The following is a 17,096-nucleotide window of genomic DNA, read 5'->3' as shown; positions in this document are numbered from 1 at the left end:
AGATGCAGGCGTCACGGGGTTTTCCAATTCCTAAGAACGGCAAACTTCTCAGGGCGCGGCGGGAACCTGGCACCGCTCGTCCCGGCAGGTGAGGCCCGGGGCGCAATGCTCATCCGAGGTGCACTCCGCACACCGGCCCTCCGTGCTGCACCGCTCACCCTGCTCGCAGTCGGAGATGGTGCAATCGTCGTCGCCCCCACCGGGGAGCTGGATCTTCACTTCCTTGGACTCGCTCTCCTTCACGCACGCTTCCGTCTTCTTCACCGGGAAGCCAGCGGCGGAGGTCTCCAACGCGTAGCAGCCCTCTGGAAGGGGACCCACCCGCAGGGTTCCATCGTCCTGGAGCTGGAGCTGCTGGAAGGGCGTGCCCATCACGGACACCCGCCCATCCTCCACGCTCTGGCGCGCGGGTGCCCTCACGTGCAGGTTCAGGAAGCCGGCCGCGCGTGGCATCACGTCCTGCAGGCGCGCCGAGCCGCCACCGGGCACCATCACCGGCAGCCGCACCGCCTTGTTCGCGGAGGCCACGATGAAGAGCTCCACCGGGCCGGCCGGCACGCCTTCCAGCACGAAGGTGCCGTCCCCAGCCACGGTGCTTCGCACGTCCGGGTTGCCCACCAGCGAGACCAGGGCCACCGACGGGTCTGCCTCGGTGAGCCGGCCCCGGATGACGCCCGTCCGGAAGGGGGTGTTGTCGAATCCCCCGCATGCGCTCGCGACGACGGCGAAGGCGAGGGCCATCGTCAGGTTGTAGGCAGTCTGGCGCATCAGAAGCGATACCCCACGCCGGCCCATCCACCGGAGAACCCCACGGCCTGCCCCTGCCCATCCACCACCACGTACGTCACCATCAGCTGCGTCTGCGCGCTCAGTTCCAGCCGCTCGCTCAGTCGCCATGCCACGCCTCCCATCACTCCGGGGCTGAAGGTGAAGTATTGCTGCGCTCCGGTGAATGCCTCTGTCTGAAAGGACCGCTGGAGGAACAGAGCGGCCACACGGGGGCCCGCATAGAGCGAGAACCGCTCCCATTTCCACGTGTAGGGCACCGCGGCACCCAGCGAGAGCGAGGTGTAGGTGAAGGGCACGGAGGTGCCGGGCGCCAGGTGGAGGCTCTGCTGGCCCCGGCCGCCACTCAGGTCGAAGACGAGGCTCAGGTCCGGCAGCGGGCGCTCCTCCAGCCGCAGCACCACCGCCAGCTCCGGCGAGGCGGGCAGCAGCTCGTTGCGGCTGCGCGCATCGACGAAGGAGAACATGCCGCCCATCAGCGTGAGCGAGCGCCGCGGGAAGGTCTCCGACAACAGGCGCTCCAGCGGCAGCCGCTCGCCCTCGGCGATGTCCACCACCTCTCGCACCAGGACGTCACTCCCCTTGGTGAGCTCCACGGTGCGCTTGCCCGGCGGCACCGCGGCTCCTCCGGGCAGCTCCGTGCGCGTCTCCCCATCCACCTTCAGCGTGAAGCCGTCCAGCCGGGGGTTGTACGAGAACAGCTCCGGGCGGCCCGTCCGGTTGATATGGCCGGAGAGCACCACCGGGTCCGCGCCCACCTCGAGGATCTCCGCCGAGGGCCGCTGCCGTCCCTCGGTGAAGGCGTAGGTGTGGCGACGCGCATGATCATGGGCCTCGGTGGCGGTGACGGCGCCGTCGAAGTTGCGGTCCGCCGCGCCATTGAGCCCGTCGATGAGGAAGTGGGTGTAGATGTCGTTCTTCAGCCCCTCGTCCTCGCGAGCCGTCTCGCCCCAGTCGCAGGCGGCGAACACCATGGAGGTGCGGCTCGACTCCTCGATGGGGCGCGCGTAGAAGCCCGCCTTGATGCCGGCCAGCTCGGCCTCCAGCTCCCGGGGCAGCAGCGACTTGCCGCTGCCGCTGTGGCAGGTGGCCAGCACCATGAGACGGCGACGCGAGGGGAACTGGTCGAACTCGGACTTCAGCTCGTCCATGGGCAGCGCTGTTTGCGGGATGGCTCGGTACTCGGCGTCCGTGGTGACCAGATAGCGCTTGAGCTCGCCCTTGCCGTCGCGGGCCAGCGTGCCGTGCGCGGAGAAGTACACCACCACCACGTCATCCGGCCGGGTGGCCTCCCGTCGCAGCTCGCGGAGCGCGGCGAGGATGGAGGCCCGGGTCGTCTGCTCGGGGCGGGAGAGGACGCGGACGTGGTCGAAGTGGCCGCGCTTTGGATCCCTCAGCGCCGCGGCCAGGTCCTCCGCGTCCTTGGAGGAGTAGCGCAGATCTCTCCACTGCTCGTCCTGGAACTGCGACACGCCCACCAACAGGGCCAGGCGTCGGGGTGCGTAGGCATTGGACAGAGCGCCCTCGTCCACCTTCACGGACACGAGTCCGCCCTTGCTGCCTTTGTCGAGTGAGCTCGGACTCGCGCAGGCTGCGAGCACCGTCAGGAGCGTGAAGAGGAGGTGCTTCACCGTGGGCTGGGATTCTGCCTCTGATCGCCGCGGACGTGGAGATCGAACCGGTTGATGGCCAGCACCGAACTCTCTTCCATGTCGCCACGAGTGAGTGCTTCGCGCACCTCGTCGGGGGGAGGGACCTGGCCCGAGGGGAAGCCCACCAGCCACAAGGAGAGGGGACCAGACTCGCCCTCCAGGCTGATGCCCACCAGGCCCTGCGGGCCTTCCAGCTCATGGGTGCCGGCGTGCAAGGGGAATCGGCCGAGCAGCTCGGGCGCCGCGTCCGCGCGCTGCTGGAAGAGGAGGGCTTCGCCGGCCTCGGTGGCGTGGTAGCGCAGCACCAGCACGTCCTGCTCCGAGGCGCTGGCGCCCGAATCCAACCGGCGCAGGGTGCCATTCGGCTCGCGGGCCACCACGGAGCTCTCCAGCGCGAGGCGGCCCACCCCCTTCACTCCGTCCCAGGAGCCCTTCTCTCCGCCAGGTGGGTGCACGGGGGCGCGGGTGAGGACGACGAGCCCCGCAAGGCCCGCCGCCAGCGCCAGGGCCGCCGCCACCCCGCGCCAGGGCCGGGCGGGAGCGCGCAGGCCTCGGCGGACGCGGGCGAAACCCACCTCGTCCAGCCGGGGCTCCTCCTGCCGGGCGGGCGCGAGGTGGAGCAGCAGGTTGTCCACCTGCCCATCGAGCAGCCCAGGGCCAGGTGTCTTCGCGAGGAAGTCCATGCACGCCTCGCAGGGCTGCGCCAGGTGCTCGCGGAAGTACGCCACCGCCTCCGGCTCACCGGCGCTCAGGGCATGCAGGGCATCGGTATCCAGGTGTCTCATGAGAGCTACTCCCACCGTCCGGCGAGCACTCGCCGGAGCAGCTCCTGCTTGATTCGGGCCCGGAACCGCTCCAGGCGCATCGTTACGGCGCTCTTGCCCACCCCGAGCTTCTCGGCGATCTCCCGGGCGGACAACTGGCCCTCGACATAGAAGAGGTACACCGTCTTCTTCTCCTCGCCCTCGGGCAGCTCGGCGATGAGCTGGCGCACCACGGCCATGTCCCGCTCGAGCTGGAGGGCCTCGGGCACCACGGAGACGGTCTCCGGCGGCGGGTCGGAGAGCTCCTCGTCCATGCGGCGGGTCTGACCCTTGCGCTCCAAACGGGTCCGAGCCCGGTTGCGGGCGATGGACAGGAGCCAGGCCTCGAAGGCCGCCGGCTCCTTGAGCCGGGGGAGCGCCTTGAAGGCGCGCACGTAGGTCTCCTGAATCACGTCTTCCACCTCGTCCGCGTCCAATGTGGCGAAACCGGATGTCAACCGGGCCACCAGGGGCCGGGTCCGCCGGTACAGCTCGCTGAAGGCAGGCGTCTCCCCCCGTGCAGCCCGCAGCACCCACTCCGTCAGCTCCCGAGAGGAACCCACCCGGCTCATGGACCCTCCCCGGTCTGGAGCGGCCACACGCTGGCCGGTGGACGGACACCGCGCTTCCCCCTTCCCCTGGGGGGGGCGTGGGGCAGAATGGCCGCGCGGTTGTTCACTTTCATGAGGACACGACCATGCGCGTCATCAACTTCAATCCCGGCCCCGCTGGGCTGCCCCTGCCCGCCCTCGAGCGGGCGCGGGAGGAGCTTCTGGATTTCCAGGGTTCCGGCATGTCCATCATGGAGCACAGCCACCGGGGCAAGGAGTACGAGTCCGTCCACAACGAGGCCATCTCCCTGCTCACCGAGCTGCTTGGCATCCCGGACACCCACCAGGTGCTCTTTCTCACGGGCGGAGCCTCGCAGCAGTTCGCCCAGGTGCCGATGAACTTTTTGCCCCCGGGTGCCAGCGCGGACTACCTGATGACGGGGGTGTGGAGCGAGAAGGCCTACGACGAGGCCGTGCTGGTGGGCCAGGCCCGCATCGCCGCCACCACGGTGCTGCCGGACAAGCGCTACGTGCGGGTGCCGCGGCAGGACGAGCTGCAGCTGGACCCGAAGGCGGCCTACGTCCACATCACGAGCAACAACACCATCTACGGCACGCAGTGGCACCGCTGGCCCGAGGTGGGGGACGTCCCGCTGGTAGCGGACATGAGCTCGGACTTCCTGTGGAAGCCGACGGACGTGAGCCGCTTCGCCTTCCTCTACGCGGGGGCGCAGAAGAACCTCGGCCCCTCGGGCGTGCTGATTGCGGTGGCGCGCAAGGACTTCATCGCCCGCGGCCGCAAGGACATCCCGAAGATCTTCCGCTACTCGACCCACGCGGAAAACAACTCGCTCTACAACACGCCGCCGACCTTGGCCATCTACCTGTGCCGCAACGTGCTGGCCTGGGCCAGGCAGGTAGGGGGCCTGGGACAACTGGAGAGGTGGAATCGGGAGAAGGGCGAGCTGCTCTACGGGGCGCTCGACAAGCACGCGGGCTTCTACCATGCGCCCGTGGAGCGGGAGTCGCGCTCGTACATGAACGTGGTCTTCAAGCTGCCCACGCCGGAGCTGGACGACCAATTCGTGGCCCAGGCGAAGAAGGCCGGGATGGTGGGCCTCAAGGGTTACCGCACGATGGGAGGCATCCGGGCGTCCATCTACAACGCGGTGACGGTGGACAACGTGCGGGTGCTGGTCTCCTTCATGGAGGAGTTCGTCCGCAAGAACGGCTAGGGTGCGCGTCTCCACGCTGTCAGGAGGGGTCATGAAGAACACCACGCTGTTCGCCGTCGTGATGGCCGTTGTGCTCGCGCTGCCCGCTGCTGCCAAGGAAGTCGCGGGCGTGCAGTTTCCCGAGACGCTCAAGGTCGAGGGGAAGGATCTGAAGCTGAATGGCGCGGGTCTGCGCAAGAAGCTGGTCTTCAATGTGTACGCGGCCGGCCTGTACGTGGAGAGCCCGTCTCAGAGCCCGCAGCAGGTCATCGAGACGGACCAGGTGAAGCGGGTGCGCATGTCCATGCTGCGCGACCTGGACAAGAAGTCGGTCGTCGAGGCGATTGTCGACGGCTTCAAGAAGAACTCGAAGGACAAGCTGCCGGCGCTGCAGCAGCGGCTGGACACGTTCACCTCGGCGATCCCGGACGTGAAGAAGGGTGACGAGCTGCTGCTGACGTACGTGCCCGGCAAGGGGACGACGATCGAGAGCAAGGGCGGGCAGAAGATCTCGGTGGAGGGCAAGGACTTCTCGGACGCGCTGTTCTCCGTGTGGCTGGGGAAGAGCCCGGTGGATGAGAGCCTCCGGGACGGGATGCTGGGCAAGGAGTAGCCGCCAGCGGAAAGTCCGTGTCATCCAGACGTTGCAGCGGGCCGTGCGCCGGGTAGGGTGCGGCCCGCTTCGATTTTCCACCTGGAGAAACACTGGATGAGAAAGGCACTGTTTGCCGCCTGCTGTCTCGTGGTGACCGCCTGCAAGACGGCGGAGCCCGCTCCCACGCCCCCGGCCCCGCCGCCCCCCCAGGAGCAGCCCGCGCCCGAGCCGAAGCCGCTGCCGCCCGGGCTGGACGGCTCGGCGATCAACCAGCAGGCGAACCCGTGCGACGACTTCTACGAGTACGCATGCGGCAACTGGGTGAAGAACACGGAGATCCCCGCGGATCGCCCGCGCTGGTCACGTGGCTTTGACGCCATCGCGGCGCGCAACGAGGAGGTGCTCCGGGAGGTTCTCGAGGCCGCGTCCACGGGCAAGGTCGTCGAGGGGACGCCCTACGCGCAGAAGGTGGGGGACTACTACGGCGCCTGCATGGACGAGGCGCAGCTGGACGCCTCGCTGCCCGCGCTGAAGGCGGAGCTGGCGAAGCTGACGGTGGCGAAGAACGCGAAGGAGCTGGCGCGGGTGGTGGGCACGATGCACGCGCGCAGCGTGTTCCCGCTCTTCCGGCTGGGCTCCAACAACGACTTCAAGGACGCCAGCCAGATGATTGGCGAGGTGGACCAGGGAGGGCTCGGGCTGCCGGACCGGGACTACTACCTGAAGGAAGACGAGAAATCGAAGAGCCTGCGCACTGCCTACCAGGAGCACCTGAAGAACATCTTCGTGCTGCTGGGCGAGACGCCCGAGCAGGCGGCGAAGAGCGCGGCGTCGGTGGTGGAGGTGGAGACGGCGCTGGCGAAGGCCTCCCTGACGCGGGTGGAGCGGCGCGAGCCGAAGAACCTCTATCACCGGCTGGAGCGCAAGGGCCTGAAGGCGGAGGCGCCGGGCTTCCAGTGGGACGTGTACTTCACGGCGGCGGGCGCCAAGGACCTGCAGGCGCTCAACGTCACCCACCCGCCCTTCTTCAAGGAGGTGGAGCGGCTGGCGAAGTCGACGAAGCCGGAGACGTGGAAGCCGTACCTGACGTGGCAGTACGTGGGGAGCGTTATTCCGACGCTGCCCAAGAGCTTCCAGGAGGAGCGCTTCCGTTTCACCTCGGAGAACCTGACGGGCGCGAAGGCGGATGTGACGCGCTGGAAGAAGTGCGTGCGCTTCACCAATGGCGCGCTGGGTGAGGCGCTGGCGCAGCCCTTCATCGCGAAGACGTTCGGCGTGGAGGGCAAGACGACCACGCAGCAGATGGTGGTGGAGATCGAGAAGGCCTTCGAGCGCAACCTGGACACGCTGGCGTGGATGGACGCGCCCACGCGCGAGCAGGCGCTGGTGAAGGCGCGGAAGATCGTCAACAAGATTGGCTACCCGGACAAGTGGCGCAACTACGACGCGCTGAGGGTGGAGCGCGGCTCGTTCCTGGGCTCGTGGGTGAACGCGGCGGCGTTCGAGCAGGCGCGGCAGCTGGCGAAGATTGGCAAGCCGGTGGACAAGGACGAGTGGCTGATGTCGCCGCCGACGGTGAACGCCTACTACAACCCGCCGTTCAACGAGATCGTCTTCCCGGCGGGCATCCTGCAGCCTCCGTTCTTCAACCGCGAGGCGACGGCGGCGGTGAACTTCGGCGCCATGGGAATGGTGGTGGGGCATGAGATCACCCACGGCTTCGACGACGAGGGCCGCCAGTACGACGCGGAGGGCAACCTGCGGGACTGGTGGACGCCGGAGTCGGACACGGCGTTCCGCGGGCGGGTGGCGTGCGTGAAGGAGCAGTACGACGGCTACACGGCCATCGACGAGCTGAAGGTGAACGGGGCGCTGACGCTCGGTGAGAACGTGGCGGATCTGGGCGGCCTGAAGCTGGCGCACTCGGCGATGGAGGCGTGGCTGGCGAAGGATGCGGAGGCGGCGAAGCAGGTGGGCGGCTACCGCTACTCGCCGAGCCAGCAGTTCTTCCTGGGCTATGCGCAGTCGTGGTGCTCGAAGTACCGGGATCCGTTCGCGCGGCAGATGGCGGTGACGGATCCGCACTCGCCGCCGTACTGGCGAGTGAACGGGCCGGTGGTGAACCTGCCGGAGTTCCAGAAGGCCTTCCAGTGCCAGGAGGGTGCGAAGATGGTGCGCCCGACCGCCCAGCGCTGCGAGGTCTGGTAGCGCTCAGAAGAAGCTGAGCTGCGTGCCCGGCTTCATGGGGCGGCGGAAGGTGGTCTCCTCTTCCTTCTCCGCCTCATTCCTGGGCCACGCGGTATTCAGCTCCAGGCGGCGCACGGTGGTCTCGAAGAGCTTGCGGATGGTGTCCGCGTAGAGCCCCTCGCCGCGCATGCGGACCCGGAAGCGTGAGTCGTTCAGCTCGCCCCCTCGCGTCTCGCGGATGCGGTGCAGCACCCGCTCGGCGCGCAGGGGGAGCTTCTCGCGCAGGCGCTCCTCGAAGACGGCCGACACGGGGCCCGGCAGCCGCAGCAGCGTGTAGAAGGCGCGCGTGGCTCCGGCCTGGCGTGCCGCGGTGAGGACTCGCACCATGTCCTCGTCGTTGAGTCCGGGGATGACGGGCGCCACCGCCACTCCCACCGTGATGCCCGCCGCCGCCAGCCTTTCGATCGTCTGCAGGCGCCTGCGGGGCGTGGCCACGTACGGCTCCATGGCGCGAGCCACCTGCTCATCGTGGAAGGGCAGGGTGATGCACACCGATACCCGGGCCTCCTGCGCCAGCGTCTTCAGCACGTCCAGGTCTCGCTCGATGAGCGGCCCCTTGGTGATGATGCCCACCGGGTTGCGGTACTCGGCGCAGACCTCCAGACAGGAGCGGGTGAGTCGCATCGAGGCCTCCAGCGGCTGGTAGCAGTCGGTGACGCCGCTGAAGGCGACTGTCTCTCCCTTCCAGCTCTTGCGCTCGAAGGCCGCGCGTAGCAGCTCCGGGGCTTGCGGCTTCACCACCAGCTTCGTCTCGAAGTCCGTGCCGGCGCCGAAGCCGAGGTACTCGTGGTAGGGCCGGGCGTAGCAGTACGCGCACGCGTGGAGACAGCCCCGGTACGGATTGACGCTCCAGGTGAAGCCGACGTCCGGGCTGTCATTGCGGCCCAGCACCTCGCGGCTGTGGTCCTCCAGCACCTCCAGCTTCGCGGGAGGAATCTCCTCCAGGTACTCCACCGCAGTGGTGTCCCAGGGGTTGGTCGGGTTCGAGATGGGACGAGGCTTCACACTCCCAGGGTGAAGCTGAAAGGACGTTCAGTCAAGGATCAGTTGGACAGGTGGCTCTAGACCTGGACGGTCAGGTGAGCGAGCGGGCGAGCCTGCTCGCCTGCCTCGTACCGCGGGGGTGCCTACTGTCGTCCCATGCGTTCCTGGCCCGCCCTCCTGTGCTGCCTGCTCCTCGGAATGCCTGTCCTCGCCGCGGGAGGGACTCCTCCGCCCTTCGAGTCCGCGGTACGGGCCCAGGGCTCCAACAAGGCCCTCGTCTACTTCTACGAGACGCGGGGCTTCCAGCCGGCGTGGTTCTCCTATGACGGTGCGGTGCGGCCCCAGGTGGGCCAGTACCTCGCGGCACTCTGCGAGGCGGAGGCGGAGGGACTGTGGCCAGGGCGCTATCAGCGTGCGGAGCTCGACGAGGCCTTGCGCCGGCTGACGCTGGGAGGTGATCCGGGGGACGCGTGGGTGAAGGTGGAGCTGGGGCTGACGTCGAGCTTCCTCACCTACGCCACACATCTGATGTCCGGGCAGGTGTCGTCGCGGCGCCTCCGGTGGCAGACGAAGCGCCCAGGGCCGGTGGTCCTGGCGGCGGTGCTAGAGGGGGCGCTCGCGAGTGGAGACCTGGCCGGCACGTTGCGGGGACTCTCGCCGAATCATCCGGGCTTCGTGCGGCTACGGGAGGCGCTCGCCCACTACCGAGCCATCGCCGCCGCTGGGGGCTGGCCGCTGGTGCCCGAGGGCGGGACGCTCGAGCGGGGAATGAGGGACTCGCGAGTGGCGGTGGTGCGCGAGCGGCTGCGTGCCACGGGGGATCTGCCACCTACGCCTGAGGAGCGACTGCTCCATCCAGGAGCGCCGGGCGTGGGCACGGTGGCGCTGGTGGACGAGCTTGCCCGCGCAGCGATGGAGATCGCCCCGGAGTCGCCGCTGCGGCCGACACCGGAGGACCTCTACGACGCGGAGCTGGAGGAGGCGGTGACGACCTTCCAGCGGCGGCACGGGATGGCGGCGGATGGGAAGGTGGGGAGGGAGACGCTGGTGGCGCTGCGGGTGCCCGTGGAGAAGAGCATCGGGCAGCTGCTGGTGAACCTGGAGCGCTGGCGCCAGGCACCGAGGGAGCTGGAGCCTCGGTACGTGATGGTGAACCTGGCGGCCTTCGAGCTGGAGGCGGTGGAGCAGGGGAGGACGGTGCTGCGGATGCCGGTCATTGTCGGGGCGCCGGAGTGGAGCACGCCCGTTCTCGAGGACAAGGTGGAGTACCTGGTGCTCAACCCGGAGTGGCACGTGCCCGAGACCATTACTGAGGAGGAGGTGCTGCCGAAGCTGAGGGAGGACCCGGGGGCGGCGGAGGCGCTCGGATTGAAGGTGCTCGACAAGGCGACGGGGCAGGAGGTGGATCCGCGGACAGTGGACTGGAACGCGCTGGAAGCAGGAGGGCTGCCTTATCGCTTCGCGCAGCCGCCGGGCGAGTCCAACCCGCTGGGCAGCGTGAAGTTCATCTTCCCCAATCGCTTCGCCATCTACCTGCACGACACGCCCAACCCGGCGCTCTTCGAGCAGGCGAACCGGGCCTTCAGCCACGGCTGTGTCCGCGTGGCCGAGCCGGTGAAGCTCGCGGACTTCATGCTCCGAGGCCACGGGGGCTGGACGGAGACGTCGCTGGCAGCGGCGATGAAGGAGGGCGGCGAGCCTCGGCGGGTGGTGCTGCCCGCGCCGGTGCCGGTGTACCTGTTCTACTGGACGGCCTTCGTGGACGCGGAAGGCCGGGTTGGGTTCCGGGAGGACCTCTACCGGAACGATGCGGAAGTGCTGCGGGCGCTGGCGGTGAAGCCGGTGCAGACAGCGGGCGAGTCTCCGGCTGCCTGTGGAGGAGTGCGCGGCTAATCCCCGTCAGAAAAGTGACCGAAGAGGATGAATGTTCCCTCTCCCTTCGGGAGAGGGTACCCGGGTCTGTTCTTCAACCCGTGGTCCTCAGTGTGGGCAGGGGGTTCAACCCGGGTTCACCCGATACCCTCACCCCGTCCCTCTCCCGGGGGGAGAGGGGAAATTGCCGCGGGCACTCCTTCACGGACTTACCTGAAAGGGATTAGCGCTTGCTCCAGCGGGCCGGGGTGCCACGCACGTCGATGTGCACGAAGGGCCCGTGGACGCGATTGGCGCGATAGACGCCGTAGCCACCCACGAGCTCGGGCACGCGCTGCTCCACGCGGTCCACTGCGCGGGCGAGCACCTCGGCGTCCTTCACGTCGACGCGCCCGTTGCCATCCAGGTCATCCATCTGCCCGTCGCCGTCATCGTCGAGCCACACGTCGGCGGCGTCGCCGTAGGTGTGGCGGCTGAACTTCGCGCGGCCCTTCTCCCCGGGCCCGTTGTACTGGGGCGTGCGGAAGCCGCTCATCACGTGGAGCTCCTTCGCCGGGTAGCCCAGGGTGTGCAGCTCCTGGAGCACGAGCTCCAGCTTGTCCACCAGCCGCAGATCGAGCACGAGGTACTTGGGCCAGACGTGGGCCTGGTCCTTGGTGAGGAAGTGGCGGAGGCGGAAGTGCTCGGAGACGGCGAAGTCCTGGTTCTCGGGCGTCACCTCGATGAGGAGCTCTGGAGGGGCATAGCGGCCGGTGCGGCCAGCGCCGCGGGCGGGCCAGCGGCCAATGCGGTAGCCGTTGAGCTGCGTCTTCGAGCCGTCGAAATGCACGGGGGTGATGACCGCGTGGGGGCCGGGCTCGGAGCCCTGGGTCGCGGGAGTGAGCCTCCAGACGCCAGGCTGAGCGGGGGCCTTCCATCCCTCGTCGGTGATAGACGCGGGGGCCTGTGTGTCCGAGCCCAGCGCCAGCCAACGGGCCTCCTTCACGTCCTCGCGGACGGCGAAGTGCGGCTGGAGCGTCTCACCCGGAGGCACAACAACGGCGCGCAGGGAGCCACTGTGGCCGCGGGAGACGAACTCCACGGGGGAGGACGGAGCCGCTACCGGCTGGGGCTCGGCGGCCATGGCGTACTGAGCCAGGAGGAGCAGGGCGGCGACGAGAAAAAGGATGGCTGAACGGCTAAGGGGCAGGCGGTTACGGGATGAATTCACGCGGACTCTGCACAACCAGCCGTGAGAGAAAATTCCCCTGGCTTCCCCGGCAGGACTCCAGGGTAGGGCAGGTGTTCGAAAGGACACGGGAGATGACACGGCAGGCGACTCCTCCTCGGGAGAGGGAGAAACCGCCGGCCGGTTGTGATGGGCCTCCCGAGAGGGGAGTCGCCGGCCTCAGCGGATGACGGGGACGATCACCTTCGTCCACTGGGCGATGTGGTTGGACGTGGTGATGTCCTGGATGGGCAGCACGAGGGCGGGGTAGCTGGGCTCCTGGCCGAGCGCGACCTTGTCCGGGTCGACAGCGGCGATCCACAGCAGGGTGCCGTTGGGGTTCTCATCGCTACCGGGGAGCGGATTGCGCAGTCCGTACCGGCGGCTGGAGGAGAAGGTGAACCACTGCAGCCGCGAGCCCGCCTCCCGAGTGCGCTGGTAGAGGAAGGGCGCCCACTTGGGGAAGGAACTGGCGAGGTTTGTCCCGCTGTCGCGCTTGCCAGGAGCATTGGCGCGGGTGAGCTCGATGGGCGTGGCCCCCGCCTCCGCCTTCACGGCGAGGAGCCGCGCCGAGGGATCACTGTCCGCGTTGCAGTCCTTCCCGGAGGTGCGTGCGCGAGGCCCCCCGCTCACAGACGAGAGCGGAAGCCGCCACGGGCCCGCTGCGGAGTCGGCAAGCGCGTGCGGGCCGATGGAGGCTGTCAAGTAGGAGAGGGCGAACCCCAGGGCGCGTGCGGGCTCTCCCCCCTGTATGGTTGGCCGGACCGCATCCTATCTTTCAGGGTTGTTCCACCTGGGGGAAAGGCGCGACACATGGAGAAGCACCGCGGTTCTGAGGTGGGGGCGGGCGCGGTGGCACGAGGAGCGGCACGGCCAGCGCTACGGCGAGGTTGGCCGAGCCGGGAGGCCAGTGCGCTGGCGCTACTTGTCCTCGTTCAGCAGGCGGCGTGCGCAGCGGAGGCCTGGGAGGTGGCCGAAGGAGCACAGGGGTGGGAACATGCGTGAAGCCGCCCGTGCAAAGAGCCTCCAGGCCCTCCTGGTGACGAGCTACCTTGTAGCCAGCATGAGCGCGGCAGGTGGCGAGTTGAGGAGAGAGAGGGTGACGCTCTCGGTGAAAGCGCAGCCGCGAGAGGAAGCACTCAGCCCCCGCGTGGAAGACTGGCGCGAGGGAGTGCTCTCCCTGCGGGTGGTGGACCCAGGCCTCCTCGTGGTGGAGGCAGGCGATGAAATCATTGCCGCGGGCGCGCTGAACTGGGGGGAGGACAAGCGGCTGCGGGTAGACCCGCTTGAGGCCCACCCGCAAGCAACGCTGCCCCGGGTAGTGAGCCGCGAGCCAGGCCAGGAGGAGGTGGAGGTAGACGTGCCGGAGGGGATTGGCGCAGGGGCGATGCTCACCCTCGCCTATGAGCGGATATCGCTTGGAGCCGCTTGCAGCTGTCAGCGGCCTCCGTGGATAGGGCCGGGGCCGCCGCGCTCGTGGAACGCGGCCTGCGCTGGGCTCAACGCTCTGACATTCTGGACGGGGCCGGGCAGAGCTACTTCGACCGGTACCTCCAGGCGCTCGAGCCCTTGAGGGACGAGGTGCAGCGCGGGCACATCCTCGGAGAGGCCGCCGAGCCCCTGCAGAAGGCCATCGCTCTGCGCTCCAAACGCTTCAAGGCGAGCTACAACGTCACGGATGGCTCGCCCGTCCTCGCCCCGGGCAGTGTGGTGGGCCGCTTCTATTTCTCCGACGGCTCCAGCGTCCAGGTGCGCACCCTGGTGCTGCTCACCGAGGAGACGTCCTTGGAGCGGGCCGAGCTGCGGGTGCGCAACGCTCCCCGCAGCACACCGCGCGTCATCATCCCCGGGAAGGACGGGCGGTGGCGGGGCTACAGCGCCGAATTCAACACCGTCGCCGGGGCCCCCGAGCCACTCGATCGCACAGAGGGAAATGCCTACTGATACTACCCGGGCACGCTCCTCATTCGCCCGGGGGACTGGCGGCCGGGGCTGGGGGCCGGTACGGGCGGGTTGGCGGCCCTGCGACGAGAGCTTCTCCAGACAGCCCTCGCCACGGCGACACCGCAAGCGCTCCAGCCTGTTGTCGCCCTCGACCATGACGTGCTCGCCCTACTCACCCTGGACGAGCGCCTGGGCGTCTTCAAAACCATCCTCGGGGGCCCTGCACTCACCTCCGACATGAGGGAGGATGCGGTGCTCCTGCTGACGCGTGTGCTGCTGTCCACGCCTGACCTGGAATTCCCTCCTCTGGAGCGGAAGCTCACTTCGAGCGGGGCGCTGGCGAAGCTGCTCGGCAGCAACGCGCCGGACAACAAGGTGTTGCTGGGACAGGCCTTCACCCAGAAGGCGCTCGCCTCGTTTCCCCTCACGCTGGACCTCCTCGAGTCCCTGCCCACCTTCCACATGGGGCGTGAGGGCGAAACGACACATCTGCTCAACGTCCCCTCTGGGCTGGTGTCCACGGTGTTGGTGTCACCCGAGGCGTGGGAGGCGCAGCAAGGAGTGCGCTTGGGCGCCGAACCCGCTCTGCCCGGAGAAGCGACGGGGCTCTCCAGGCGCATGGCCCTGTACTTCAAAAAACCGGTGCGGCAGGAATTCCAAGCGCGCTACCTGTCCTCGGTGGAGGATGCGCCGCGCAGCCGGGCCCTGCATCCGCTGGAGTGGGTGCGGGTGGAAGTACACGGGCCACAACCGCGCACGCACCTGATGACGGCCATGGAGCTGGCCCTGCTCGCTTCCACGCCGGACTCTTCGCTTCGCTGGTCGGCGGTGAGCCGCATCAGCGAGATGCACATGGTGTACGGCGCCGTGTCTGCCCTGGCGCGGGCGCCGCTGTTGACAGGGGTTGTTGGCGTTCACGAGGAAGCGCGGAAATTTGGACCGGGAAGCCGGAGGTGTGCCCGGGGTCCGGCATCCCGGTCCGAGGTGAGGCTCAGCGCTTGGACTTCGCCTTCCTGGTCGTCGCGGCCTCCTCATCAAGTTGCTGGGCGAGTCCATCCACAAGCATCATGGAAAGTTGACGACCGAGCCGAAGCCGGAGAAGTGAGGAGCACCAGCGTCGCTCCGCTCCGATGATCGGCTTGGCCCGGAACAGGTGATCGGCTTGAGCCGGAATCGATGATCGGCTTCGCCCGGAACGAGTGATCGCGATGGCCAGAATACGCACGCGTGCAGTGGTGGGCAGCGCGCATCCTCTGCACACGGCCTTTGTTCCGCCTATGCTCGGCCACACCTGGGCGGTCATGGTGCGAATCAACGGCAAGGCCCTGTTGCTGTCGCACTGCGGCTATCAGCAATGGCACCGTGATGTGGACAATGAGGTCGTCGAATGGCTCAAGTCCCAGAAGAGGGCAACGCCGCGTCAGTTCGAGGAGAAGCTGCGCGAGATCTATGACCGCCCGGAGATGCGCGCGAGGTTCCCCAATGGCTACTGAGCTACCGTCTACCCCGCGCTTCTTCGTGCTCAAGCACGAGCTGTGGGGGCCCCACGACACCACTTTCAGCTCCGTGTCACCTGCCAACGTCGGGGAGGCCCCGCGTTGCCCGGTGTGCGGGATCATCATTGGCATGCTGCCATGGCTGCCGCCCTATCGAGGCGAGGTGACGCTGCACAGCGGGTCCTTCGGCGACTTCATCCAGCCGGCGGGTTATGAAGTCATCATCTCCGAGCGCATGGCCGAGGCCTTCAGGGCCGAAGGGCTGACCGGGTTGCAGGGTTTCCACCCCGTGGAGGTGATGCGCGTGCGCGGCAGGCGCAAGAAGCCGCAGCCTCTCGAGGTGCCCCGCTACTTCGTTGCCACCCCTTGGTTCGGCCGCGCCGCCATTGATGAGGCGCACAGCCGCTTGCGCATCCGCGAGCCCATGACCTGCACGGAGTGCCGCTCCATCTCAGTGGATTCCATCCACGGCTTCTCGCTGGATCCGGGCACCTGGGCGGGCGAGGATGTGTTTCGCCCCCGTGGCGAACAGGGGATCATCGTCGTCTCCGAGCGCTTCGCCGCGTTCGTGCAACGCCATGCGCTGACGAACATGAAGTTGATTCCCACGGAGGAGTACGTCTGGGATACGTCGCGCCTGGGCCCCCCAACAGGCGCTCCCGAAGCACCTCGGGAATAGTCACTCGCGCCTGATTGCCGCAGACCAGGGAGAGTCCTCCCCTGGGGCTGCGCGTTGGGGACGGGCCAGGGCCCGTTCAAGGCTCTGGCTTCTCAGCCAGTGCCGGGAAGGTCACATTGCCGAGTGTGACGCTCCGAGGCCCATTCGACTCCCAGAGCTTCAAAAGAAAGGGGCCTGCGGTCTGCAGGTCCTCGGTCCGCACTTCAATGAATAGGGTGAGCTGTTCACCTGGAAGAACCGGCCCTTGCGGCCAGATGGACCCCTCCAGCTCTTCACCCCTTGAGCCCACCAGCTTCGCTCCTTGTGTTGTCCAGGGCGTCGCGCCGTCCGGATTCTGCAACACCACCCGCATGAGCATCCTCCCAGGAGCCCGGCAAGTGATGACCCATAACGCTGACAGCGCCGCTTTGGGGCGAAGGATGAAATTGACGTCCGAGCAGGGAATGCCCCTCTCGTCCATCATGCCGGAAGTAAGCAGGCCAGTGAGTCCATCCGGCCCATCGCGCTCCGCACGCAGTCGCGCGTTCTCCGCGCGGAGCCTTGCATTCTCCTCGTAGGACTTCTTCAACTCGGCTTGGACGGACTCCACCGGACGCGGGTGGCGGAAGATCTCCACTCGGCGCTCGCCAATCGCCGGATGAACGACCAGCCGGAAGGCCATGCAGGGAGGAGCCGCACCATCAGCGAAACACACCGTCAGAGTGCTGGGCTTCTCGCCACGTATCTTCTCCGAGGGTTCGAGCGTGATGAGACGCTTTCCAGGCGCCACCTTGAAGCGCTCGCGGTTCTCCAGCGTCATCTCGTCCGCGCGAACGTCCGAATCAAAGCTGAAGGTGGTGGGCTGTCCCGGGCTGATCTGTACCTCGGGAACCTGGTTGGTCCCGTCCGCCGTCAACTCGATGCACCGACCTTCCGCCTCTCCTGGCGGGAGACATGTCTGCGCGGTGGCGGAAGTCCCCACGAGAAGCACCAGAATCAGCAGCGCGATGGACGGCGAAGCGAACACGGGACGGAGACTCCGGGGCAGAATCGGTGCTCGCCTCTATCACGTCTCCGGGCTCGATGG

Annotated in this window: 16 protein-coding genes; 8 read left to right on the top strand and 8 right to left on the bottom strand. The window is 67.9% G+C overall.

All coding sequences use genetic code 11. From position 1 onward, the window contains the following. Positions 1 to 48: 48 nt before the first annotated feature. From OV287_RS36525 to OV287_RS36510, 4 genes are read right to left on the bottom strand one after another with little or no spacing between them, the layout of a single operon-like run. Positions 49 to 768, bottom strand: a complete 720-nt coding sequence (locus OV287_RS36525; protein WP_267538655.1) for a carboxypeptidase regulatory-like domain-containing protein — start codon at positions 766 to 768, stop codon at positions 49 to 51. Next, positions 768 to 2,417: a caspase family protein gene (locus OV287_RS36520; RefSeq protein ID WP_267538654.1), complete on the bottom strand. Its 1,650-nt coding sequence runs from the start codon at positions 2,415 to 2,417 to the stop codon at positions 768 to 770. The genes OV287_RS36525 and OV287_RS36520 overlap by 1 nt, the downstream gene beginning before the upstream one ends. Further along, the gene (locus tag OV287_RS36515; protein WP_267538653.1) at positions 2,414 to 3,223 is read right to left on the bottom strand and encodes a hypothetical protein; all 810 of its coding nucleotides are present in this window, start codon (positions 3,221 to 3,223) and stop codon (positions 2,414 to 2,416) included. Before OV287_RS36515 ends, OV287_RS36520 begins: the two co-directional genes overlap by 4 nt. A 5-nt stretch (positions 3,224 to 3,228) precedes the next feature. Next, positions 3,229 to 3,813, bottom strand: coding sequence for an RNA polymerase sigma factor (locus OV287_RS36510; RefSeq protein WP_267538652.1), 585 nt, complete (start codon positions 3,811 to 3,813; stop codon positions 3,229 to 3,231). 125 nt (positions 3,814 to 3,938) lie between these two features. Between OV287_RS36510 and serC the strand changes: the two genes are divergently transcribed. From serC to OV287_RS36495, 3 genes are all read left to right on the top strand, one after another. Continuing rightward, the gene (gene serC / locus OV287_RS36505) at positions 3,939 to 5,027 is read left to right on the top strand and encodes a 3-phosphoserine/phosphohydroxythreonine transaminase (RefSeq protein ID WP_267538651.1); all 1,089 of its coding nucleotides are present in this window, start codon (positions 3,939 to 3,941) and stop codon (positions 5,025 to 5,027) included. 31 nt (positions 5,028 to 5,058) lie between these two features. After that, entirely contained in the window at positions 5,059 to 5,619 is a 561-nt protein-coding gene (locus tag OV287_RS36500) for a chalcone isomerase family protein (protein ID WP_267538650.1), read from the top strand. 96 nt (positions 5,620 to 5,715) lie between these two features. Further along, a complete protein-coding gene (locus OV287_RS36495) occupies positions 5,716 to 7,809 on the top strand; it encodes a M13 family metallopeptidase (protein WP_267538649.1) in 2,094 nt (697 codons plus the stop codon). A 3-nt stretch (positions 7,810 to 7,812) separates the two neighbouring features. On the opposite strand, the gene OV287_RS36490 is transcribed toward OV287_RS36495, so the two are convergent. After that, on the bottom strand, positions 7,813 to 8,853 hold the full coding sequence (locus OV287_RS36490) for a PA0069 family radical SAM protein (RefSeq protein ID WP_267538648.1): 1,041 nt from the start codon (positions 8,851 to 8,853) through the stop codon (positions 7,813 to 7,815). Between the two features lie 135 nt (positions 8,854 to 8,988). Here OV287_RS36490 and OV287_RS36485 point away from each other — a divergent pair, with 135 nt between their 5' ends. Next, positions 8,989 to 10,725, top strand: coding sequence for a L,D-transpeptidase family protein (locus OV287_RS36485; protein ID WP_267538647.1), 1,737 nt, complete (start codon positions 8,989 to 8,991; stop codon positions 10,723 to 10,725). Between the two features lie 202 nt (positions 10,726 to 10,927). Here the strand turns inward: OV287_RS36485 and OV287_RS36480 are convergent, their stop codons facing one another. Further along, positions 10,928 to 11,914, bottom strand: coding sequence for a M15 family metallopeptidase domain-containing protein (locus OV287_RS36480; protein ID WP_267538646.1), 987 nt, complete (start codon positions 11,912 to 11,914; stop codon positions 10,928 to 10,930). Between the two features lie 177 nt (positions 11,915 to 12,091). Further along, positions 12,092 to 12,616, bottom strand: coding sequence for a hypothetical protein (locus tag OV287_RS36475; protein WP_267538645.1), 525 nt, complete (start codon positions 12,614 to 12,616; stop codon positions 12,092 to 12,094). A 723-nt stretch (positions 12,617 to 13,339) separates the two neighbouring features. Here OV287_RS36475 and OV287_RS36470 point away from each other — a divergent pair. From OV287_RS36470 to OV287_RS36455, 4 genes are all read left to right on the top strand, one after another. Further along, positions 13,340 to 13,855, top strand: a complete 516-nt coding sequence (locus OV287_RS36470; RefSeq protein ID WP_267538644.1) for a hypothetical protein — start codon at positions 13,340 to 13,342, stop codon at positions 13,853 to 13,855. A gap of 69 nt (positions 13,856 to 13,924) precedes the next feature. Continuing rightward, entirely contained in the window at positions 13,925 to 14,989 is a 1,065-nt protein-coding gene (locus tag OV287_RS36465; RefSeq protein WP_267538643.1) for a hypothetical protein, read from the top strand. Positions 14,990 to 15,063: 74 nt separating this feature from the next. Beyond that, complete coding sequence (locus OV287_RS36460) at positions 15,064 to 15,348, top strand: hypothetical protein (RefSeq protein WP_267538642.1); 285 nt, start codon at positions 15,064 to 15,066, stop codon at positions 15,346 to 15,348. Next, positions 15,338 to 16,030 carry an imm11 family protein gene (locus OV287_RS36455; RefSeq protein ID WP_267538641.1) on the top strand — a complete coding sequence of 231 codons (693 nt, stop codon included), beginning with the start codon at positions 15,338 to 15,340 and terminating at the stop codon, positions 16,028 to 16,030. Before OV287_RS36460 ends, OV287_RS36455 begins: the two co-directional genes overlap by 11 nt. A gap of 76 nt (positions 16,031 to 16,106) precedes the next feature. Here the strand turns inward: OV287_RS36455 and OV287_RS36450 are convergent, their stop codons facing one another. After that, positions 16,107 to 17,036, bottom strand: a complete 930-nt coding sequence (locus OV287_RS36450; RefSeq protein WP_267538640.1) for a DUF2381 family protein — start codon at positions 17,034 to 17,036, stop codon at positions 16,107 to 16,109. Positions 17,037 to 17,096 lie beyond the last annotated feature (60 nt).

Origin of the sequence: Archangium lansingense (assembly GCF_026626635.1) — a bacterium.
Classification (GTDB): Bacteria; Myxococcota; Myxococcia; order Myxococcales; family Myxococcaceae; genus Archangium; species Archangium lansingense.
This window is presented reverse-complemented; position numbering and strand designations above follow the sequence as displayed.

Excerpts from the sequence above, each read along its gene's own strand:
- OV287_RS36500 (WP_267538650.1), top strand. The coding sequence starts at position 5,059 with ATGAAGAACACCACGCTGTTCGCCGTCGTGATGGCCGTTGTGCTCGCG.
- OV287_RS36515 (WP_267538653.1), bottom strand. The coding sequence starts at position 3,223 with ATGAGACACCTGGATACCGATGCCCTGCATGCCCTGAGCGCCGGTGAG.
- serC (WP_267538651.1), top strand. The coding sequence starts at position 3,939 with ATGCGCGTCATCAACTTCAATCCCGGCCCCGCTGGGCTGCCCCTGCCC.
- OV287_RS36510 (WP_267538652.1), bottom strand. The coding sequence starts at position 3,813 with ATGAGCCGGGTGGGTTCCTCTCGGGAGCTGACGGAGTGGGTGCTGCGG.
- OV287_RS36495 (WP_267538649.1), top strand. The coding sequence starts at position 5,716 with ATGAGAAAGGCACTGTTTGCCGCCTGCTGTCTCGTGGTGACCGCCTGC.
- OV287_RS36455 (WP_267538641.1), top strand. The coding sequence starts at position 15,338 with ATGGCTACTGAGCTACCGTCTACCCCGCGCTTCTTCGTGCTCAAGCAC.
- OV287_RS36485 (WP_267538647.1), top strand. The coding sequence starts at position 8,989 with ATGCGTTCCTGGCCCGCCCTCCTGTGCTGCCTGCTCCTCGGAATGCCT.
- OV287_RS36460 (WP_267538642.1), top strand. The coding sequence starts at position 15,064 with ATGGCCAGAATACGCACGCGTGCAGTGGTGGGCAGCGCGCATCCTCTG.
- OV287_RS36525 (WP_267538655.1), bottom strand. The coding sequence starts at position 768 with ATGCGCCAGACTGCCTACAACCTGACGATGGCCCTCGCCTTCGCCGTC.